Source organism: Devosia litorisediminis (genome assembly GCF_018334155.1).
GTDB lineage: Bacteria > Pseudomonadota > Alphaproteobacteria > Rhizobiales > Devosiaceae > Devosia > Devosia litorisediminis.
On sequence record NZ_JAGXTP010000001.1, the window covers coordinates 1,511,603 to 1,528,054 of the forward strand.

Here is a 16,452-nt window from a genome sequence, read left to right on the forward strand (position 1 = left end):
GTCTCCGGATTAGCCCTTCACCGCGCCCTGCATGAGGGCGGCGACGAACTGGCGCTGGAACGCGAGGAACAGCAGCACGGTGGGTGTGAGGATGAGCAGAGAGCCTGCGCACAGCAGTGGGACGTCAGTGCCCCACTGGCCCTGGAAGGCGCCCAGGGCACCGGCCATTGTGCGTTGCATAGGGTCCTGAACCAGGACGACCGGCAGCAGGAACTGGTTCCAGGTCCAAAGGAAAAGCAGAATGGACAGCGACATGATCGCGGGACGCGCCAGGGGGACCTGAACAAGCAGGAATTCCTTCCAGCGGGTGGCGCCATCCAGTTGGGCTGCCTCGCTGAGGTCCTGCGGAACGTTGAGGAAATGGGCGCGCATCCAGTAGACGCCGAAGGGCATGTAGAGGCCGATCAACGGCAGAATGATGGCGAACCGTGTGTTGAGCAGGCCCATGGCCCGCACTTCGTAATATAGCGGGGTGATGACAGCCTCGAAAGGCAGTGTCAGGCCGAACACAAACACCAGATAGAGCCATTTGTAGCGATCGGTGGTCAACTTCGCCAAACCATAGCCCGCCATGGTGGCGATCAGCACCGAGAGCGGCACCACGCCGAGAACAATCAGACTGCTGGAAACCAGCAATTGATCCATCCTGGCTACTTCGAACGCCTTGATAAAATTGCTCCACTGCGGATCGGCGGGCCATTGCAGACCATTGGGATAGGTGCCCGAAGGCGCCAGTGCAGCCGACAGCATGCTCAGAAACGGCAGGATTGTGAGCAGCATCAGGGCAATGATCAGGACCCGCGCCAGGACGGTTTTTGACGTGAGCGTCTTCATTTTTTATCTCGTGTGAACCACTGGACCGGACCGATCGAAATCAACACCAGAACCATCAGGACGATGGCCAGCGCTGAGGCCAGCCCGACCTGACGATGGGCGAAGGCCAGTCGATAGATCTCCAGCCCCGGAACCGTGGTGGTGATGCCCGGCCCACCCTGGGTGGCGATGTAGACGATGTCGAAACTGGCCAGCGCCGCGATGATGGTGAGCGTCATGCACACGCCAATTTCTTGCCGCAGACCCGGCAGGGTAATGTAGACAAACTCATGCCATGGCCGGGCGCCGTCCAGTCGGGCAGCCTCATATAGGCTTGGATCGATCTTGGTGATGCCGGTCACCAGCAGCATGATGCACAGACCGAGCAGTACCCAGGCGCCGATGACGCCGACTGCGGGCAGCGCCCAGACGAAATCGCCGAGCCAGCCGCGCGTCCAGTCTGACAGCCCGATAGCTTTGAGACCCTGATTGACCACGCCCATGGAGGCGAACATCCAGCTCCAGGCAATGCCGGCGGCCACAAGGGGGATGACCTGGGGAAGAAAGAAAATCGTGCGGGTGACGGTGCCAAAAGTGCCCGCCATCTGGCCGCGAATGGCAGAGGCGATCGCCAGCCCAAGCCCGACCGGGATCAGCGTGAAATACAGCACGAGTTGGAAGGCATTGCCGATGATCTGGAGCAGATCGGAGTCGGTGAGCACGGTGATGTAGTTGGACAAGCCATAGAAGCGGGCCTCGCCAATGCCGTCCCAGCGCAGGAAAGAATAATACAGGCTCATCGCAAGAGGCACGAGCACGAAGGTTGCATAAGCCAGAAAGGCTGGCGCGATGAATATCCAGGCCGTCAGCTTGCTTTTGCGGCTTCTCCGATGACGGGGAAGCCGCTGTGTTGGGCGCTGATCGGCCGGAACGGACGTGAGTTGTTCAGTCATGTTTCATTCCGAAACCAATCAGGGGATACCGCTTAGAACCTAGCGAGACAGCTGGGTCACGTATTCATCCTGCACGGCTTCGAGCAGACCTTCAGGCGTCTGCTGCCCACCCACCATTTTCTGCAGTTCTGGCGTCCAGCCCGCTGAAAAAATGGCACCAGTGGCATTGGCGATGAAGTCCATTGCACCATTATCCTGAGCCAGGGCGTTGCCGGCCTCAAGCGATGCTTCAGTGACTGAACCGGGCTCAACAGCGGGGATAGGCAGGTCAACCGGGCCGCCGGGGTTGGAGCCACCAACGGCCACGTTAATCTTGCGGGCCTCTTCGTTGCGGGCCACCCAGTCGAGGAAGAATGCAGCACAATCGGGATTGACGGCCTTGGCACTGATACCGAAGGTCAGCGGTGAGGACATGGTGGCGTGGCGACCATCCGCTTCCTCACTAGGCATGATGAAGAAGCCAAACTGGCCTTCAGCATTGCTGTCGAGATTGCCCGATTCCCAGTCGCCGTTGAACATGAACACGCCTTCGCCACCGATGAAGCGGCTCATCATCTGAAAATATTCGATGGCATTGGCATCGCTGGGGAAGTACCCATCCTTGATCCAGCGATCAAGGTGCTGGGCCGCCTTGAGGTTGTCCGCTGTGTCGATGGTCGCGCCTTCCTTCTGGAAGATCCAGTCATTGATCGGCTCAGGGGCGCCGTAAGCGCCCATCAGGTTTTGCAGCGGAAAAGCAAAGCCGCCAGTGCCCTTGTTCCACTGCATGATCGGCTGGAGACCGGCTTCTTTTGCCTTGGCCATGAGGGCATCGAGTTCGGCCACCGTCTGGGGTGCAGCAGTCATGCCAATCTGCCCGGCCTTGGCCTTGTTGTAGAACACGCCGGTCATGGAATAGTTCAGGCCCATGGCATAGAGCGAGCCCGTGCCGCGCGGTCGCCCGCCTTCTTCAACGCGTAGCTGCACCAGCTGGCCTTCGGGGAACTGATCCCACCCAAAGTCGGTGAAATAGCCGTCCAGATTCATCAGCAGATCGTTGGCCACAAGGTCGGTCAACGATGGCAGACGAACGAGATCGGGCGCATTGTCTTCGGACAGGATGCGAGGCGAATTCTCCATCATGTTGGCGAACTGGTCTTCCTTGATGTCAAAGGTGACATTGGGAAACTGAGTGGCGAATTCGTCGGCCAGCCGCGTTGGCAGCGGGAAACCGGTTTCGAAATATGCGTTGAGCACGACCGGATCGGTGCCGCAGCTGGGCGCGGCCAGAGCCGTGCCGGCGGTGGCGGCAACCGAAAATGTCAGGGCGATGCGAAGCGCGTTGCGTGAATGGTATCTCAAGATTACCTCCTCCGGGGCATGGTCGGCAGTGGATGTTTCCGTCTGCTAAATGGATTTAGCACATGGTCGCTAGTGGCTGTCAATATGTTCTGGTGGCAAGAATGGAACGGCTAGACCAAAACGCGCAATGCGTCGAGAATACGCGTCGCCCGCAGGTCTTCGGGGCCCATCATCCAATTGGTGACATAGCCAAAACCAATTTTGCGCACGGGGTCGGCAAAGCCGACCTGGCCGCCTGCACCGTCGTGCCCGAAACACCCGTCCGAAAGATAGCGGCGAGCTTCGGAATCGAGCTGGAATCCGCACCCCCATCGCGAGAAAGGTGGTTCGCCGCCAAACACCGGCGCGCCGGTGCTGCGGGTTTGCGTGGCGCGAGCGATCACGTCCTGCTCAAGCAGTTCGATACCGCGCGTCGGCGCGACCGTAGCCGACCACATCAATGCCAGCGCTGCGGCACTGGCCAGCCCACCGGCGCCAGGAATTTCGGCTGCGCGAATGCGCTGCTTGTTGAAGCCGCCATCGGCGGTGACCAGATCGGCGGGCAATGCGTGGCCGAGTGTCATCGCCTTGTAAGGCCAGTTTGGTGGCGGCTTGTCCGCTTCTTCCGCCCAAAGTGCAGAAAGTGGCGGGCTCACCTGCAAATGCGCGGCGCGCCCGGCGATCGCTTCGGGCAGGCCGATCCAGGCATCAACACCCAGAGGTCCGGCGATGAGGTGGCGAAAATAGCTGCCAACCGACATGCCGCTGACCCGGCGCACGATCTCCCCCGCCAGCCACCCATGAGTAAGGGCGTGGTAGGCGTAGCCGGTTCCCGGCTGCCAGAGTGGTTCCTGAGCTGCCAGCACATGGACCATACGCTCCCAGTCGACAATATCGTCTTCGCTAAGTTCAAGGCGTGGCGCACTCAGTCCAGCTTGGTGCGCAAACGCCTGCCCCACCGTCACGTCGGCTTTACCGGCAGCTGCAAATTCGGGCCAGTAGTGGCTGACCGGGGAGTCGTAATCGAGCCGCCCCTCCTGCACCAGCCGCGCCGCCATGATCGAGACCAACCCCTTGGTGCAGGAAAATATGACTGACGGCGTGTCCTGAGACCACGCGCGGCCGGTCCGCTGGTCAGCAGTGCCGGCCCACAGATCGATAACACTGCGGCCTTCAATGACCACGTGAAGGGCAGCCCCCATGGCCGGGTGCCCATCAAAGCCCGCGGCAAAAGCATCAGCAACGGGTTCGAACCCGGGTGCAACCGAACCAGAAACGACCAAGCTCACGAGCGAACCTCCAGAGCCAGGTAGCCGTCTCGCCCGACGACAATGCGCATCGGGTCGCAGATACCGCCCACAAAGCCGCCATTCTCGACAACATTGTTGAACGCCATCAACCAGTGCGCGCCATCCCGGTCGGTAGCGATCCGGCCAGCATAGAGGTGATCATCCACGAGCAGACGCGCCGCGGTCGGATCAACCTTAGCAGGCATGGTATCGACTGGCAGGGTCCAGATACCCCCCTGGGTCCCAGCCCGATTTCCCGCCATCTTGGCAGTATCGCAGCAGAATATCAGGTGTTGCTGACCTTCGATTTCGATCACCTGAAGGACTTCGAGATGGGCAAATCCACTATCGCCATCGCTCAGTGGTGGCCGGACGGCCCACTCTGAGAGATCGGTAGAGACGGCATGAGCGACCACGCCGCGATCAGGCTCGATGCCCGTCTTGCCGCGCGCGGTGATCAGCATGTGCCAGAGCTGATCGTCTTCCCGCCAGAAGACCCACGGATCGCGCCAGGCCTCTTCGGGCCAGTCGCTGGTGCCCAATGTTTCATACAGGGTGGCGTCCGCCGCGCATATCGGTCCGGACTGCTTGGTCCAGCTATAAAGATCGGGCGAGGTCGCCAGACCAATCGTTTCGATATTGGCGTTGTTATCAGGGGAAAGGAAGCGCGAGCCAGTATAGAACATGCGCCACATGCCGTCGGGGCCGCGCACGACACTGCCTGTCCAGGTCGCACTGCCGTCAAACGCGCCCGGCACGCCTGCGTCAAACACGCGGCCATGGTCGGACCAGTTTCGCAGATCGCGCGAGGTGGCATGTCCGATCCGGGCAAAACGATGCCGCAGATCGGGATGCCCGAGCCATTTGGGTGCATGCAGATAGTACAGGTGATGGACCTCGCCATCATCGGCCAGCCAAAAATCCCAAACCCAATGATCATGCAGCTCAAATGCCATCAACGCCCCCTGCTAAAACCATTTAGCACATGCAACGCCTTTGTTCAGTTGTCAAGTTGCGGCGGTGTGGCTATCCAAGGTCAGGCACGTTCACGCGCCTTGGAAAAGCAGGAAAGCCGGCATTGGGAAAAAAACGCGTTACTCTGGCCGACGTTGCCAAACTGGCGGGCCTGTCCACCTCTGCGGCATCCATGATCATGACCGGGCGGCCGGACACACGGCTATCCGCAGACGCCCATGCCAAGGTGCACGCAGCTGCCGCCAGTCTGGGCTACCGACCCAATGTTGCGGCGCGGGCGCTGCGGACGGACAAGTCTCGCTCGATCGCGCTGATCTCAGACTATGTGGCGACCACCCGGTTCGCCAGCGGACTGATCCGCGGCGCGCTTGCGGCCGCTGAGGCCGCCAAACACGTCATGCTGGTGCTTGAGACGGCCGGCGAGCCGGCACGCGAGATCGAGGCAGTTGAGGCGGCGCTGGACCGCCAGGTCGATGGGGTGATCTTCGCCGCGATGCGGGCACGCGAGGTCTTTGTGCCGGACGTGTCGATCAATGTTCCCATTGTCATGCTCAATGGTACCAGCGCACGCTTCCCGACCGCTGTGCTGCCCGATGAGTATGAAGGTGGACGCTCCGCGGTCCGTCTGTTGCTGGGCACCGGCATCACCGACGACATCGTGCTGTTGGGTCACAACCCGGACGAAGAAGAAGGGCTGTTTCGCTCCGCATCGATTGCTCGGCGCATTGCCGGCGTCCGCGACGAGATGGCGGCGGCGGGCGTGGCATTCGCGCATGAACTCAGTTGCTGGAACTGGGAACCTGCGCATGGCTTCGATCTGGTTCACGCCTTGCTCAAACAGCACCGTCCAAAGGCCATATTGTGCCTTAATGACCGGCTCGCGTTCGGCGCTTACCAGGCACTTGGTGAGGCAGGACTGAGCATTCCCGGCGATGTATCGCTGGTGTCATTCGATAATGACGAACTGGCGTCCTATCTGCGTCCCGGACTAACCACGATCGCTCTTCCACACGAGGCCATGGGGCGGCGCGCGGTGGAAATGCTGCTCGATCGCAATTCTGGTGGGGAGGCTTTGATCCCCATGCCGTCCGTTATCCGGGGATCACTTCGGCCAAACGACCGCATCAAAAACCTGACCACTTCTCTTTCTTGACAAGGGAAGTCAGGTCTTGAGGCAAAGTACGCCGCACTTGCATATCCCGCCAAAGTGCTACTTTGTTTGGCGACACCAACGTTTTGTTGCCAAGAACTCAATGCCCAAGCGAACTGCTTAAGTGAACAGGAAAATGGCATAGCGACCGGACATGCGCCGCCGGATCAGTGTCACGCCTGTGTAAATAGCCCCGTGCTTGCGATTGGCCATGATGTAGACGACAAAAACCTTGTCCACGGGACTGAGAATGGCTTGGTCACTGAGAAGATTCTATAATCTCGGTGTCATTCCAGCGCAGGCCGGAATTCATCCAGAGATACCCCAACGTTCATAATGCGGGGAAAGACCTCAGGACTGCGCCAGCCGGAACCTGTCTTCGGGCGCAAAGCGAGCCGGAGGTCGGGATTTCACCGTGTGGGGGAATCCACAGCCTCCACAAACTTATCCCCGCCCCCGAAATCCCATGTCATCATGTCCGCGTTCCCACCAGTCACCGGTTCCAACGCAGGATCGGGTGGGAGGTCCGGGGGATGGGGGCGCCTGTCCAGTGGGGCAAGCGGCAGTCGCGTCTGAAATACCGGCGCAGGCTGAACCGACCCTCGCGCAAAACCGGTTCGTGACGGGCGGCCCTTGGCTCCCCCACCACACTACCCCTTGGCCGGGTCAACGGCCGCCCGTTACCCGTGTACCCGCGAGGCCAATCCGGCCGGGCGGCGCATCGTCATGCGGGTTTGCCTGTGCCTTCTGCCAATCGCCAAATTTGGGCGTGCAAGGCGGGCGTCAGCCAAACCGTCCCGCAGCATGCGGTAAGCGTGACGCGTCTGCCGTGCCGCTAACGGCCAGGCCCTACCAGTTGGTGAAGGAGCCGTCGCGGCGGCGCAGATGGGGGGCTTCGCTGAAGGCAAAGCTCTGTCTGGCTACAAGGGCTTCATTGACCTCCACGCCCAGGCCGGGGGTGTCGGGGACGATATAGACGGCCCGGTTCAGCTCGAGTTTGACGGGGAAGAATGCGGAATCGTCAAAACCGAGATGGGTCTCGGCCGGCGAGGCGCGGGTTTCCAGCCAGGCGAAATTGGCGACACAGGCCGAGAAGTGAATGGTGGCGGCAGTGCAGATGGGCCCCAGCGGGTTGTGTGGCATCATGTCGACATAGTGCGCCTCGCTCCAGCCGGCGATCTTCATTGCCTCGGTCAGCCCACCCACATTGCAAACATCCAGCCGGTTGAACTGGTGGATGTCGCGCTCGATGAAGGGCAGGAACTGCCACTTGCTGGAAAATTCCTCGCCGATGGCGAAGGGAATATCGGTCAAGCGCCGCAGGGCTTCATAGGCGGCGGGGCTTTCGTCGCGAATCGGTTCTTCGAGGAAATCCAGCGTGCCGCGCGGCATTTTCTGGCAGAAGCTGGCAGCCTCGGCGACACTGAGCCGGTGGTGATAATCAATGCCGAGCACGATGTCCGGGCCCAGCACTTCGCGTGCCCTGGTGCACCACTTGGCTGAGGGCGCGATGTGTTCGCGCGGCTCGTAGATGTCCTTGCTCTCATGACCTGAAGGCGATAGCCGCATCGCCGTCCAGCCAGCATCAACCAGCATCTGGGCCTGTTCGATCATGGCCGGTCCGGGCTCGCCAAACGTGCTGGCAAAGGTCGGGATATGATGGCGCTGCTTGCCGCCCAGAAGCTGATGGACCGGCACGCCAAGGGCCTTGCCCTTGATATCGTAGAGCGCGATGTCGATCGCCGAAATGGCCGCGGTGAGCACGCGGCCGCCTTCAAAATACTGGCTGCGGTACATTTCCTGCCACAGGGCGCCGATGGCAAAGGGATCCCGCCCGATCAGGAATTCGGCAAAGTGCTCAATGGCGCTAACGACGGCTTTTTCCCGGCTCGAGAGCCCGCTCTCGCCCCAGCCGTAAATGCCCTCATCGGTCTCGACCTTGACCAGCAGCTGATTGCGCACCCCGACCTTGACGGCATAGCACACGATATTGGTGATCTTCATTCTGGGCGTCCTTGCCGGTCGGTGATTGTCCTGCGCGGTTTGAGCATAAACCCGATGTTGGCTGCGGCCAAAGCCTGGCGCGGAACCCAGGCGAACAACGACAGCGCCCGGCCGATGGGATACCGGTCGGGCGCAGGATGGGTGATCCGTGTTTTGGCTATCGGAGCCGGACGACGAGCACCCCGCGTGGCGGCAGCGTGACGCTGGAGCCCTCAAGCACCGTCCCCTCATCGATCCAGCTTGGCGTATCGAAACCCGTGGGCGCCTTGTCGCCGATAGTGACGCTGCTGGTCTGCGGCACGCGGGTGTGGTTGATCATCCACAGATAGCTGCCGGTGGCGTCGTCATGCAGGCGTGCCTGCACCGCATTATTGCCCAGCGTGACATGCTGGGTCTTGCCCAGCCAGGCAAAGACCGCCGCGAAATACTCACGATTGGCGTCGGTCGAGGTACGGAAATAGGTGATGGAGGGATTGCTGCCCACCAGCAGCGTCTTACCTGTGCCCGCCTGATGCTCGACAATGGCGAGGCGCCCATCGGTAAAGCGCGCGCGCTCCACGCCGCCGGCCAGTTCATAGGCCTGCAGGAAGCCGCCCCCGGTGACCGTGTTGCCATCGAGATCGAAGGCCACGCGGTCGCCAATATCGGGCATGAACTCGACCTCGGTTTCGCGGGCGCCAAAGATGGCGTCGAGCCCGTTATTGGGCTGCACGGTGCCGACCTTGCCGCGATCACCGAAATAGCCTGGGCAGGCTTCGCTGATCAGCTTGCCGCCGGCCTTTACCCATACTGCCAGACGCGCAGCATTCTCCGAGTTCAGCGAGATCGGGTATGGCGCGTAGATGGCGTCATAGTTCGCAATATCGTCGATATGAACCCAGTCGGCCTGAATGCCATTGTCGAAGAACCCGCGATAGGCACCCCACATGGCATCCCCATAGGTGGTGGGCTGATGCCTGTGGTTGAGCAGGTAATCCCAGGCCTGGGCCTCCGGAATGACCAGAATGCCGATATCACCCTTGCGCGGTCGCGCCTTGAACACGGCGGCCTGCTCGGGGGCATTGGCCCATTTGGCCATGCCGCTGGCCATGTCGGAGCGCGGTGTGCGCGAGCCGTCCATGCCGTAGGAGCCGAAGGCGCCAAACAGCGACCCATCGAGCAGGGGGCGATAGCGCAGGTTGAGCACGCCCGTGGCCCCGGCGGCAAACGACGTCATGGTCCAGACCTTGATGTCGTCAGGCTCGGCGACGCGCCCATCATCCTTGTCGCGGCCAAGTACCTGTGGCTGCATCCATAGCGGGCCACCCTGGCGCTCGGCATGCCAGAACGGCTTGCCCCGCGATGCGGCGCGGGTCAGGTCGGCGCCAAAGAAGTTGCGCCATGGCTGGTTGCCCTTGCGCGCTGGGATCCAGGTCATGCCATAGAGCTCGACCTTGGAGGCGGCGAGCCAGTCATCGCAGCCGCCAGAAATCATGTTGGGGATGGCGCCGGCAATGCCATGGGCGGCGATCAGGCAATCGGGATCAATGCTCCGCACCAGATCGATGCGCCACTGCATCTGATCGTAGAAATTGTCGCGCTTGAAGGTCACCCAGTCCAGGCTCTCGGGATAGGGACCAATCTCTACCGGTGGCTCGACATCGAGCCAGTCAGCGTGGCTGTAGCGGTACCAGGCCTGGCTGAGGGTTTCGAGATCGCCATACTTGGCCTTGAGCCAGTCGCGAAACGCCTGCTTGGTGAACTCAGAATAATCCACCAGCGGCGAGTAATTGCACTCGTTCCAGACATCGTAGCCGAGCAGGCCCTTGTGCCCCTTGTAGCGGGTCACCAGCGCCTTGAGGAAGTTGCCGGCGGCTTCCTTGACCTCGGGGCAGTTGAGGGTCAATGCCCCTGCCCCGCCGCCATTATTGGCGAAGCCGCCAGTGGCTGACGACTGGCCCATGGTCGACGGCAGCGGCGTGCCGTCGCCGCGCAGCTGGCGTGCATGGGCAAATTTGCGCATCGCCCAGTCCGGCACACTGTGGATCAGTTCGGCGATAATGGTCTTGATGCCGTTCTCGGCCGCCAGATCGAGCTGGCGGTCGAACTCGGCCCAGTCATATTGGCCCGGCTTGCGCTCAATGGCGCTCCACATGAACCAGTGACGGAAGACATTCAGGCCATCCTGGCTGGCGACCCCGTAATCGCGCTCCCAATCTTCGCGGGGTGGGTTGGACTTGCGGAAATATACCGCCCCAAATGGGACTTGAGGGACATCTTTCAACGACATTTCTTGGCTCCTTGAGGCAAAGTTCAAGCGTTCGACAAAACGGGGTTTTGCCGTCGGGAATGGATTGGGTCGCGATACGTTGGTCGGCTAGCCGGTCTGGCCGGCCAGGGCTTCGAGGGTCAGGATCAGGGCCGAGTGGTCCTTGTCGCCATCGCCGCGGGCGATCGCTGTATTCATCAATTGCTGGGTTGTCGCGGTGTTGGGTAGCGCCAGGTTCAGCGCCTTGGCGCCGTCAACGGCCAAACCCAGATCCTTGCGATGCAGGCGAATACGGAAACCGGGATCGAATGTGCGGTTGATCATGCGTTCGCCATGCACCTCGAGAATGCGCGAGGCGGCAAAGCCGCCCATCAACGCTTCGCGGACCTTGGCCGGATCGGCTCCCGCTGCCTTGGCGAAGGTCATGGCCTCGCTGACCGCGGCGATGGTCAGGCCGACGATGATCTGGTTGGCGACCTTGCAGGTCTGGCCGGCGCCGACATCACCGACGAGCGTAATGTTCTTGCCCATCAGTTCGAGCAGCGGCCGCGCGCGTTCAAAAGCAGCTGTCGTGCCGCCGCACATGATGGTCAGCGCGGCGTTCTTGGCGCCAAGTTCACCACCGGAGACCGGGGCGTCGAGGTAGTCACACCCCAGATCGGCAAGCCTGGCGGCAAAGGCCTGGGTTTGGACAGGCGAGATCGAACTCATGTCGATCACCAGCTTGCCCTTGCTCAGACCTTCGGCGACGCCATTGGGTCCGAACAGGACAGCGTCGACGTCCGGGGTGTCGGGTAGCATCAGGATGATGATATCCGCGGCCTGGGCAACAGCCCTGGCACTGTCGAGCGGGGTGCCGCCCTGCTCCACCAGATGTTGGCAAACCGGCTTGACCCGATTGAGGAAGACGCTGTGCCCGGCGGCAATCAGGTGGCCCGCCATGGGGGATCCCATGACACCAAGGCCGATAAATCCGATGTTCATTTCGACGTCCTCACAGATAAGGTTTCATCCAGCCCAGACCGGCACTGGTGCCAGCCAGAGGCTTGTATTCGCAGCCGATCCAGCCGGCATAGCCGAGCTTTTCGAGGGTCGCGAAGATGATTGGATAGTTGATCTCGCCAGTTCCGGGTTCGTTGCGGCCGGGATTGTCAGCGATCTGGATATGGGCGATCCGCTCACGCAGCCGCTCATAGGTGGCCAGCAGGTCACCCTGCATCACCTGGGTGTGGTAGATGTCATATTGCAGGAACAGATTGTCGGATCCCACGGCGTCGAAGATGGCTTCGGCATGATCGGTCGTGGAAACAAAAAAGCCCGGAATGTCCCGCAAGTTGATGGGTTCAAGCAGTAACTTGATGCCTGCATCAGCCAGTCTGGGTGCGGCATAGGCGAGATTTTTCACCAGCGTATCCTGCAGCACACCATGTTCAACGCCTTTGGGTGCAATTCCCGCCAGGCAGTTGATCCTGCTGCAGTTCAGTGCCTTGCCAAATTCAATTGCGGTAGCAATCCCAGCCTGAAATTCCTCGATGCGATCTGGCAGGCAACCAATGCCACGCTCGCCACCCGCCCAGTCGCCCGCAGGCAGGTTGAACAGCGCCTGTTCAAGCTTGTGCTTGGCCAGTTGTGCGGCAATGGCCCGGGGATCTTCTGCGTAAGGACCGACATATTCGACAGCGCCGAAGCCGTCACGGGCGGCGGCCTCGAAGCGGTCGAGAAACGGCAGGTCGGCGTAGAGAAACGATAGATTGGCAGCAAAACGTGGCACTGGATTATCCCTGTTTGTTGAACCGCGTGCGGTGCATCATGCGCTTATGGCGCGGGTCCGGGTTGGGCACGGCAGAGATCAGGCTCTGCGTGTAAGGTTGTTGCGGTGTGGTGCAGATCTGCTCGGTGTCGCCCAGCTCGACAATCTTGCCGCGATGCATAACGGCGACCCGGTCGCAGAAATAGCGAACCACCGAGATGTCGTGCGAGATGAAGATGAAGCTCAGCGACAGCCGCTGTTGGATCTGCAGCAACAGATCAAGGATCTGGGCGCGGATCGAGACATCGAGTGCCGCCGTCGCCTCATCGGCGATGATTACCTTGGGGTCCAGAGCCAGAGCGCGGGCAATGCCAATACGCTGACGCTGGCCGCCGGAGAAGGCGTGCGGATAGCGCTCCATGATCAGCGGATCGAGCCCCACCAGTTCGAGCAGTTCGGCAACCCGATCATCGAGCTCTGCGCCATGCATGGTGCCACTGACGATGAGGGGATCGGCAACGATCTGGCGCACCGTCATGCGCGGATTGAGCGAGGCAAATGGATCCTGAAAAATCAGGCGAACATCGCGATGGAAGTCTCTCAGGCCGCCCTTGTCGAGCGACGTCACCTCAAGCGCATCGGCGCCGTCATTGCGGTGATAGAGCACCGAGCCCGATGTGGGTTCGACAGTCCGCAAAATAAGACGGCCAAGCGTTGTCTTGCCCGATCCGCTCTCGCCTACGATGCCGAGATTTTCCCCAGGCATCAGGTCAAAGCTGACCTCGTCCACCGCCTTGAGCGCATAGCCGTTTGAGCCCAGCCAGCCGGTGGTGGCTCCATAGACCTTGGTCAGGTCGCGTACCTGCAGCACGGGGGTAACGCCATCACGCGCAGGCTTGGCGGCGCGCTGCAGGTGCCCCTGTTCGAGCTTGACCGTCGAGGCCAGCAGCCGCTTGGTATAGGGATGCTGGGCGTCGTGGAAAATGTCATCCACCCCGCCCTGCTCGACAATGCGGCCATAATGCATGACGGCCACAGCATCGGCCACTTCGGCGACGACCCCCATATCATGGGTGATCAGCAGCATGGCCATACCGCGGCTGACCTGCAGTCGGCGGATCAGATCCAGGATTTCAGCCTGGGTGGTCACATCCAGTGCTGTGGTGGGCTCGTCTGCGATCAGGATTTCCGGATCGGCTGCCAGCGCCATCGCGATCATCGCCCGCTGGCGCATGCCCCCGGAGAACTCGAACGTATAGCGGTCCACCATTTTGTCGGGGTCGGGAATTTCCACCTGGCGCAGCAGCGCAATGGCTTCATCGCGGGCTTCCTGCTTGCTCATGCGTCGATGCAGTTGCACCGCCTCAATGATCTGAGAGCCAATGGTGTGGACGGGCGAAAGCGAGCTCATCGGCTCCTGAAAGATCAGACCGATGCGGCCGCCGCGAATGTGCAGCAGTTCACGGCTGCGTTCATTGAGAGGCGCAATATCGATTTCCGCTTCCTTGCCACGCAGCAGGATCTTGCCGCTGGTGATCGACCCATTGCGATCGAGAATGCGCAGCAGCGCCCGTGCCGTGACGCTCTTGCCAGATCCACTTTCACCGACCAGACACAGGGTCTGACCACGGCGCAGCACGAAGCTGACATCGCGCACGGCGTGCAGAATATTGGTGCGCAGACGGAAGTCTAGGCTGAGGTTCTCAACCGACAGGACGATATCGGCATCCTCGGTGGAGATGTTGGCGTGCGGCTGTTGAAGCGTATCTTGCATGGTCATCAGCCTCAGCTTTCGTACGGATCGGCGGCATCACGCATGCCATCACCGAGGAAGTTGAAGGACAGCACCGCGATCACCACGGCACCGGCGGGCCAGATCAGCAGCCAGGGTGCGGTGGCAATCGTGCGCACGTTCTGGGCGTCCTGCAGCAACACGCCCCAGGAGACGACCGGCGCCTTGAGCCCGATGCCAAGGAAACTCAACGCCGTCTCAGCAACGATCATCGTTGGTAGTGCCAGGGTGACCACAGCCAGGATGTGGCTTGTCAGTGATGGCAGGATGTGGCGGAAAATCAGGCGACGTTCACGCGAACCATCCAGACGCGCGGCAGTAACGAAGTCTTCGCTGCGGAGCGCGAAGAACCGTCCCCGGACCTCTCGCGCCAGCCCGGTCCAGCCGAACAGCGACACGATAAGGGTGATGATGAAGTACACTTGAAGAGGCGACCACGTGATGGGGATCGCTGCCGCCAGCCCCAGCCATAATGGAATGGTTGGCATGGAGCTGATGATCTCGATGCCCCGCTGAATGGTCATGTCCACCCAGCCGCCATAAAAGCCCGACAGGCTACCCAGGGTGACACCAAAACAAAGACTCACCAGCACGCCGACCAGGCCGATCGACATCGATATACGGGTGCCATAGATCAGACGGCTCAGCAGATCGCGACCCAGCTTGTCGCTGCCCATCAGATACATGGTGTCGGTGGCTTTGAGCGGCCCCATCAGGTGCAGGTCAGCCGGGATCAGGCCCCAGAGCTTATATTCCGGCCCCCGAACGAAGAACCCGATGGGCACGATCAGCGCGTCATCGACGACGAAAGTCCGGCGCAGCGATTCTGGATCCACACTCTGGGTGTACCCTTTGACATGTGGCAGGAAACGGCTTGAGCCATCCTCGGCCGGTGCGAACAGCGAAATCGACTGCGGTGGCGCGTAGGTGAACTGCGGCCGCGATGCCTCAGGCAAGGCGGGCGCCAGAAACTCGGCGAACAGCCCGATAAAGTAGAGCATCAGGATAAGGCTGCCGGCAAAGACCGCCACCTTGTTACGGCGAAACTTGTGCCAGATCAGGGTCCATTGGCCTGCGGCCGCCATGTTCTCGGGTGCGGTGCCGGTTGCCAGTGCGCTGGTGGCCGGGGCGCTTTCGAGATCATCGGTGATAAAGCTGTGCGCGGTCATCAGTTGAACCTTATTCTTGGGTCAAGCAGGGCCAGAAGAATGTCCGAGATCAGCATGCCCACCAGGGTAAGCGCGCCCATCAGCAGGATGAAACTGCCGGCCAGATACATGTCCTGCGACACCAGGGCGCGCAGCAGCAGCGGCCCGGCCGTTGGCAGATTGAGCACAATGGCGGTGATGGTGACCCCGGAGATCAGCTCGGGCAGCACCCAACCAATCGCGGAAACAAAGGGGTTGAGCGCGATACGCAGCGGGTATTTCAGCACGACCTTGTATTCAGGCAGCCCCTTGGCCTTGGCCGTCACGACATAGGGTTTGTTCAACTCGTCAGTGAGATTGGCGCGCAGGATGCGGATCAGCGCCGCGGTGCCGGAGGTGCCGATCACGATGACCGGGATCCAAAGATGGGCCAGCAGGTCAAGAAACTTGGGCATCGACCAAGCCGCGTCGATGAATTCCTGCGATTGCAGGCCGCCAACATTCTGCCCCAGATACTTGTAGGACACATACATCAGCGTCAGGGCCAGAATGAAGTTGGGAATGGCCAGGCCAATGAACCCGAACAGCGTGGCGACGTGATCGCCCACGGAGTGACGGCGCATGGCTGAAAAGATGCCGATGGGCAGTGCCACGGCCCACACGAACAGCAGCGCGGCAACCGATATGGCTAGGGTCGAGCCCATACGTTCCCAGATCAGTTCCGAAACCGGCCGGTTCCAGTCGAAGGAATAGCCAAAATCGCCGCGGAACAGGATGCCACTGATCCATTTGCCATACTGGACCCAGATCGGGTCATCGAAGCCATAGACAGCGCGCAACTGCGCGATCTGGGCGGGGTCGACATTCTCGCCATTCTCGCTCATGCGGGCGATCAGCGAGGTAAGATAATCGCCCGGCGGCAGCTGGATGATCATGAAGGCGATCATCGAGATGCCGAACAGGGTCGGGATCATGTAGAGCAGTCGCTTGATGATGTATTTCAGCATTTG

At 61.0% G+C, this 16,452-nt stretch carries 13 protein-coding genes; 1 reads left to right on the forward strand and 12 read right to left on the reverse strand.

Annotated elements, in window-relative coordinates; genetic code table 11:
* Window positions 1–9: 9 nt before the first annotated feature.
* The 5 genes from KD146_RS07270 to KD146_RS07290 form a co-directional block, all read right to left on the reverse strand.
* Entirely contained in the window at window positions 10–834 is an 825-nt protein-coding gene (locus KD146_RS07270) for a carbohydrate ABC transporter permease (RefSeq protein WP_212658042.1), read from the reverse strand.
* The gene (locus KD146_RS07275) at window positions 831–1,766 is read right to left on the reverse strand and encodes a carbohydrate ABC transporter permease (protein ID WP_212658043.1); all 936 of its coding nucleotides are present in this window, start codon (window positions 1,764–1,766) and stop codon (window positions 831–833) included. Before KD146_RS07275 ends, KD146_RS07270 begins: the two co-directional genes overlap by 4 nt.
* Window positions 1,767–1,805: 39 nt before the next feature.
* Window positions 1,806–3,107, reverse strand: a complete 1,302-nt coding sequence (locus KD146_RS07280) for an ABC transporter substrate-binding protein (RefSeq protein ID WP_212658044.1) — start codon at window positions 3,105–3,107, stop codon at window positions 1,806–1,808.
* Window positions 3,108–3,217: 110 nt separating this feature from the next.
* The gene (locus KD146_RS07285; protein ID WP_212658045.1) at window positions 3,218–4,375 is read right to left on the reverse strand and encodes a serine hydrolase domain-containing protein; all 1,158 of its coding nucleotides are present in this window, start codon (window positions 4,373–4,375) and stop codon (window positions 3,218–3,220) included.
* A complete protein-coding gene (locus KD146_RS07290; protein WP_212658046.1) occupies window positions 4,372–5,331 on the reverse strand; it encodes a glycoside hydrolase family protein in 960 nt (319 codons plus the stop codon). The genes KD146_RS07285 and KD146_RS07290 overlap by 4 nt, the downstream gene beginning before the upstream one ends.
* 122 nt (window positions 5,332–5,453) lie before the next feature.
* Between KD146_RS07290 and KD146_RS07295 the strand changes: the two genes are divergently transcribed.
* Complete coding sequence (locus tag KD146_RS07295; RefSeq protein ID WP_212658047.1) at window positions 5,454–6,503, forward strand: LacI family DNA-binding transcriptional regulator; 1,050 nt, start codon at window positions 5,454–5,456, stop codon at window positions 6,501–6,503.
* An 846-nt stretch (window positions 6,504–7,349) separates the two neighbouring features.
* On the opposite strand, the gene KD146_RS07300 is transcribed toward KD146_RS07295, so the two are convergent.
* From KD146_RS07300 to KD146_RS07330, 7 genes are all read right to left on the reverse strand, one after another.
* Window positions 7,350–8,504, reverse strand: coding sequence for a mandelate racemase/muconate lactonizing enzyme family protein (locus tag KD146_RS07300; RefSeq protein WP_212658048.1), 1,155 nt, complete (start codon window positions 8,502–8,504; stop codon window positions 7,350–7,352).
* Window positions 8,505–8,661: 157 nt separating this feature from the next.
* Complete coding sequence (locus KD146_RS07305; RefSeq protein WP_212658049.1) at window positions 8,662–10,773, reverse strand: beta-galactosidase; 2,112 nt, start codon at window positions 10,771–10,773, stop codon at window positions 8,662–8,664.
* Window positions 10,774–10,860: 87 nt separating this feature from the next.
* Window positions 10,861–11,736 carry a 2-hydroxy-3-oxopropionate reductase gene (locus KD146_RS07310; RefSeq protein WP_212658050.1) on the reverse strand — a complete coding sequence of 292 codons (876 nt, stop codon included), beginning with the start codon at window positions 11,734–11,736 and terminating at the stop codon, window positions 10,861–10,863.
* A gap of 10 nt (window positions 11,737–11,746) precedes the next feature.
* Window positions 11,747–12,523, reverse strand: a complete 777-nt coding sequence (hyi, locus tag KD146_RS07315) for a hydroxypyruvate isomerase (protein WP_212658051.1) — start codon at window positions 12,521–12,523, stop codon at window positions 11,747–11,749.
* Window positions 12,524–12,527: 4 nt separating this feature from the next.
* Window positions 12,528–14,276 (reverse strand): ABC transporter ATP-binding protein, encoded by a 1,749-nt coding sequence (locus KD146_RS07320; protein ID WP_212659143.1) that lies wholly within the window; start codon window positions 14,274–14,276, stop codon window positions 12,528–12,530.
* 11 nt (window positions 14,277–14,287) lie between these two features.
* Window positions 14,288–15,379 (reverse strand): ABC transporter permease, encoded by a 1,092-nt coding sequence (locus tag KD146_RS07325; RefSeq protein ID WP_249327786.1) that lies wholly within the window; start codon window positions 15,377–15,379, stop codon window positions 14,288–14,290.
* Between the two features lie 83 nt (window positions 15,380–15,462).
* Complete coding sequence (locus KD146_RS07330) at window positions 15,463–16,449, reverse strand: ABC transporter permease (protein WP_212658053.1); 987 nt, start codon at window positions 16,447–16,449, stop codon at window positions 15,463–15,465.
* Window positions 16,450–16,452: the final 3 nt, after the last annotated feature.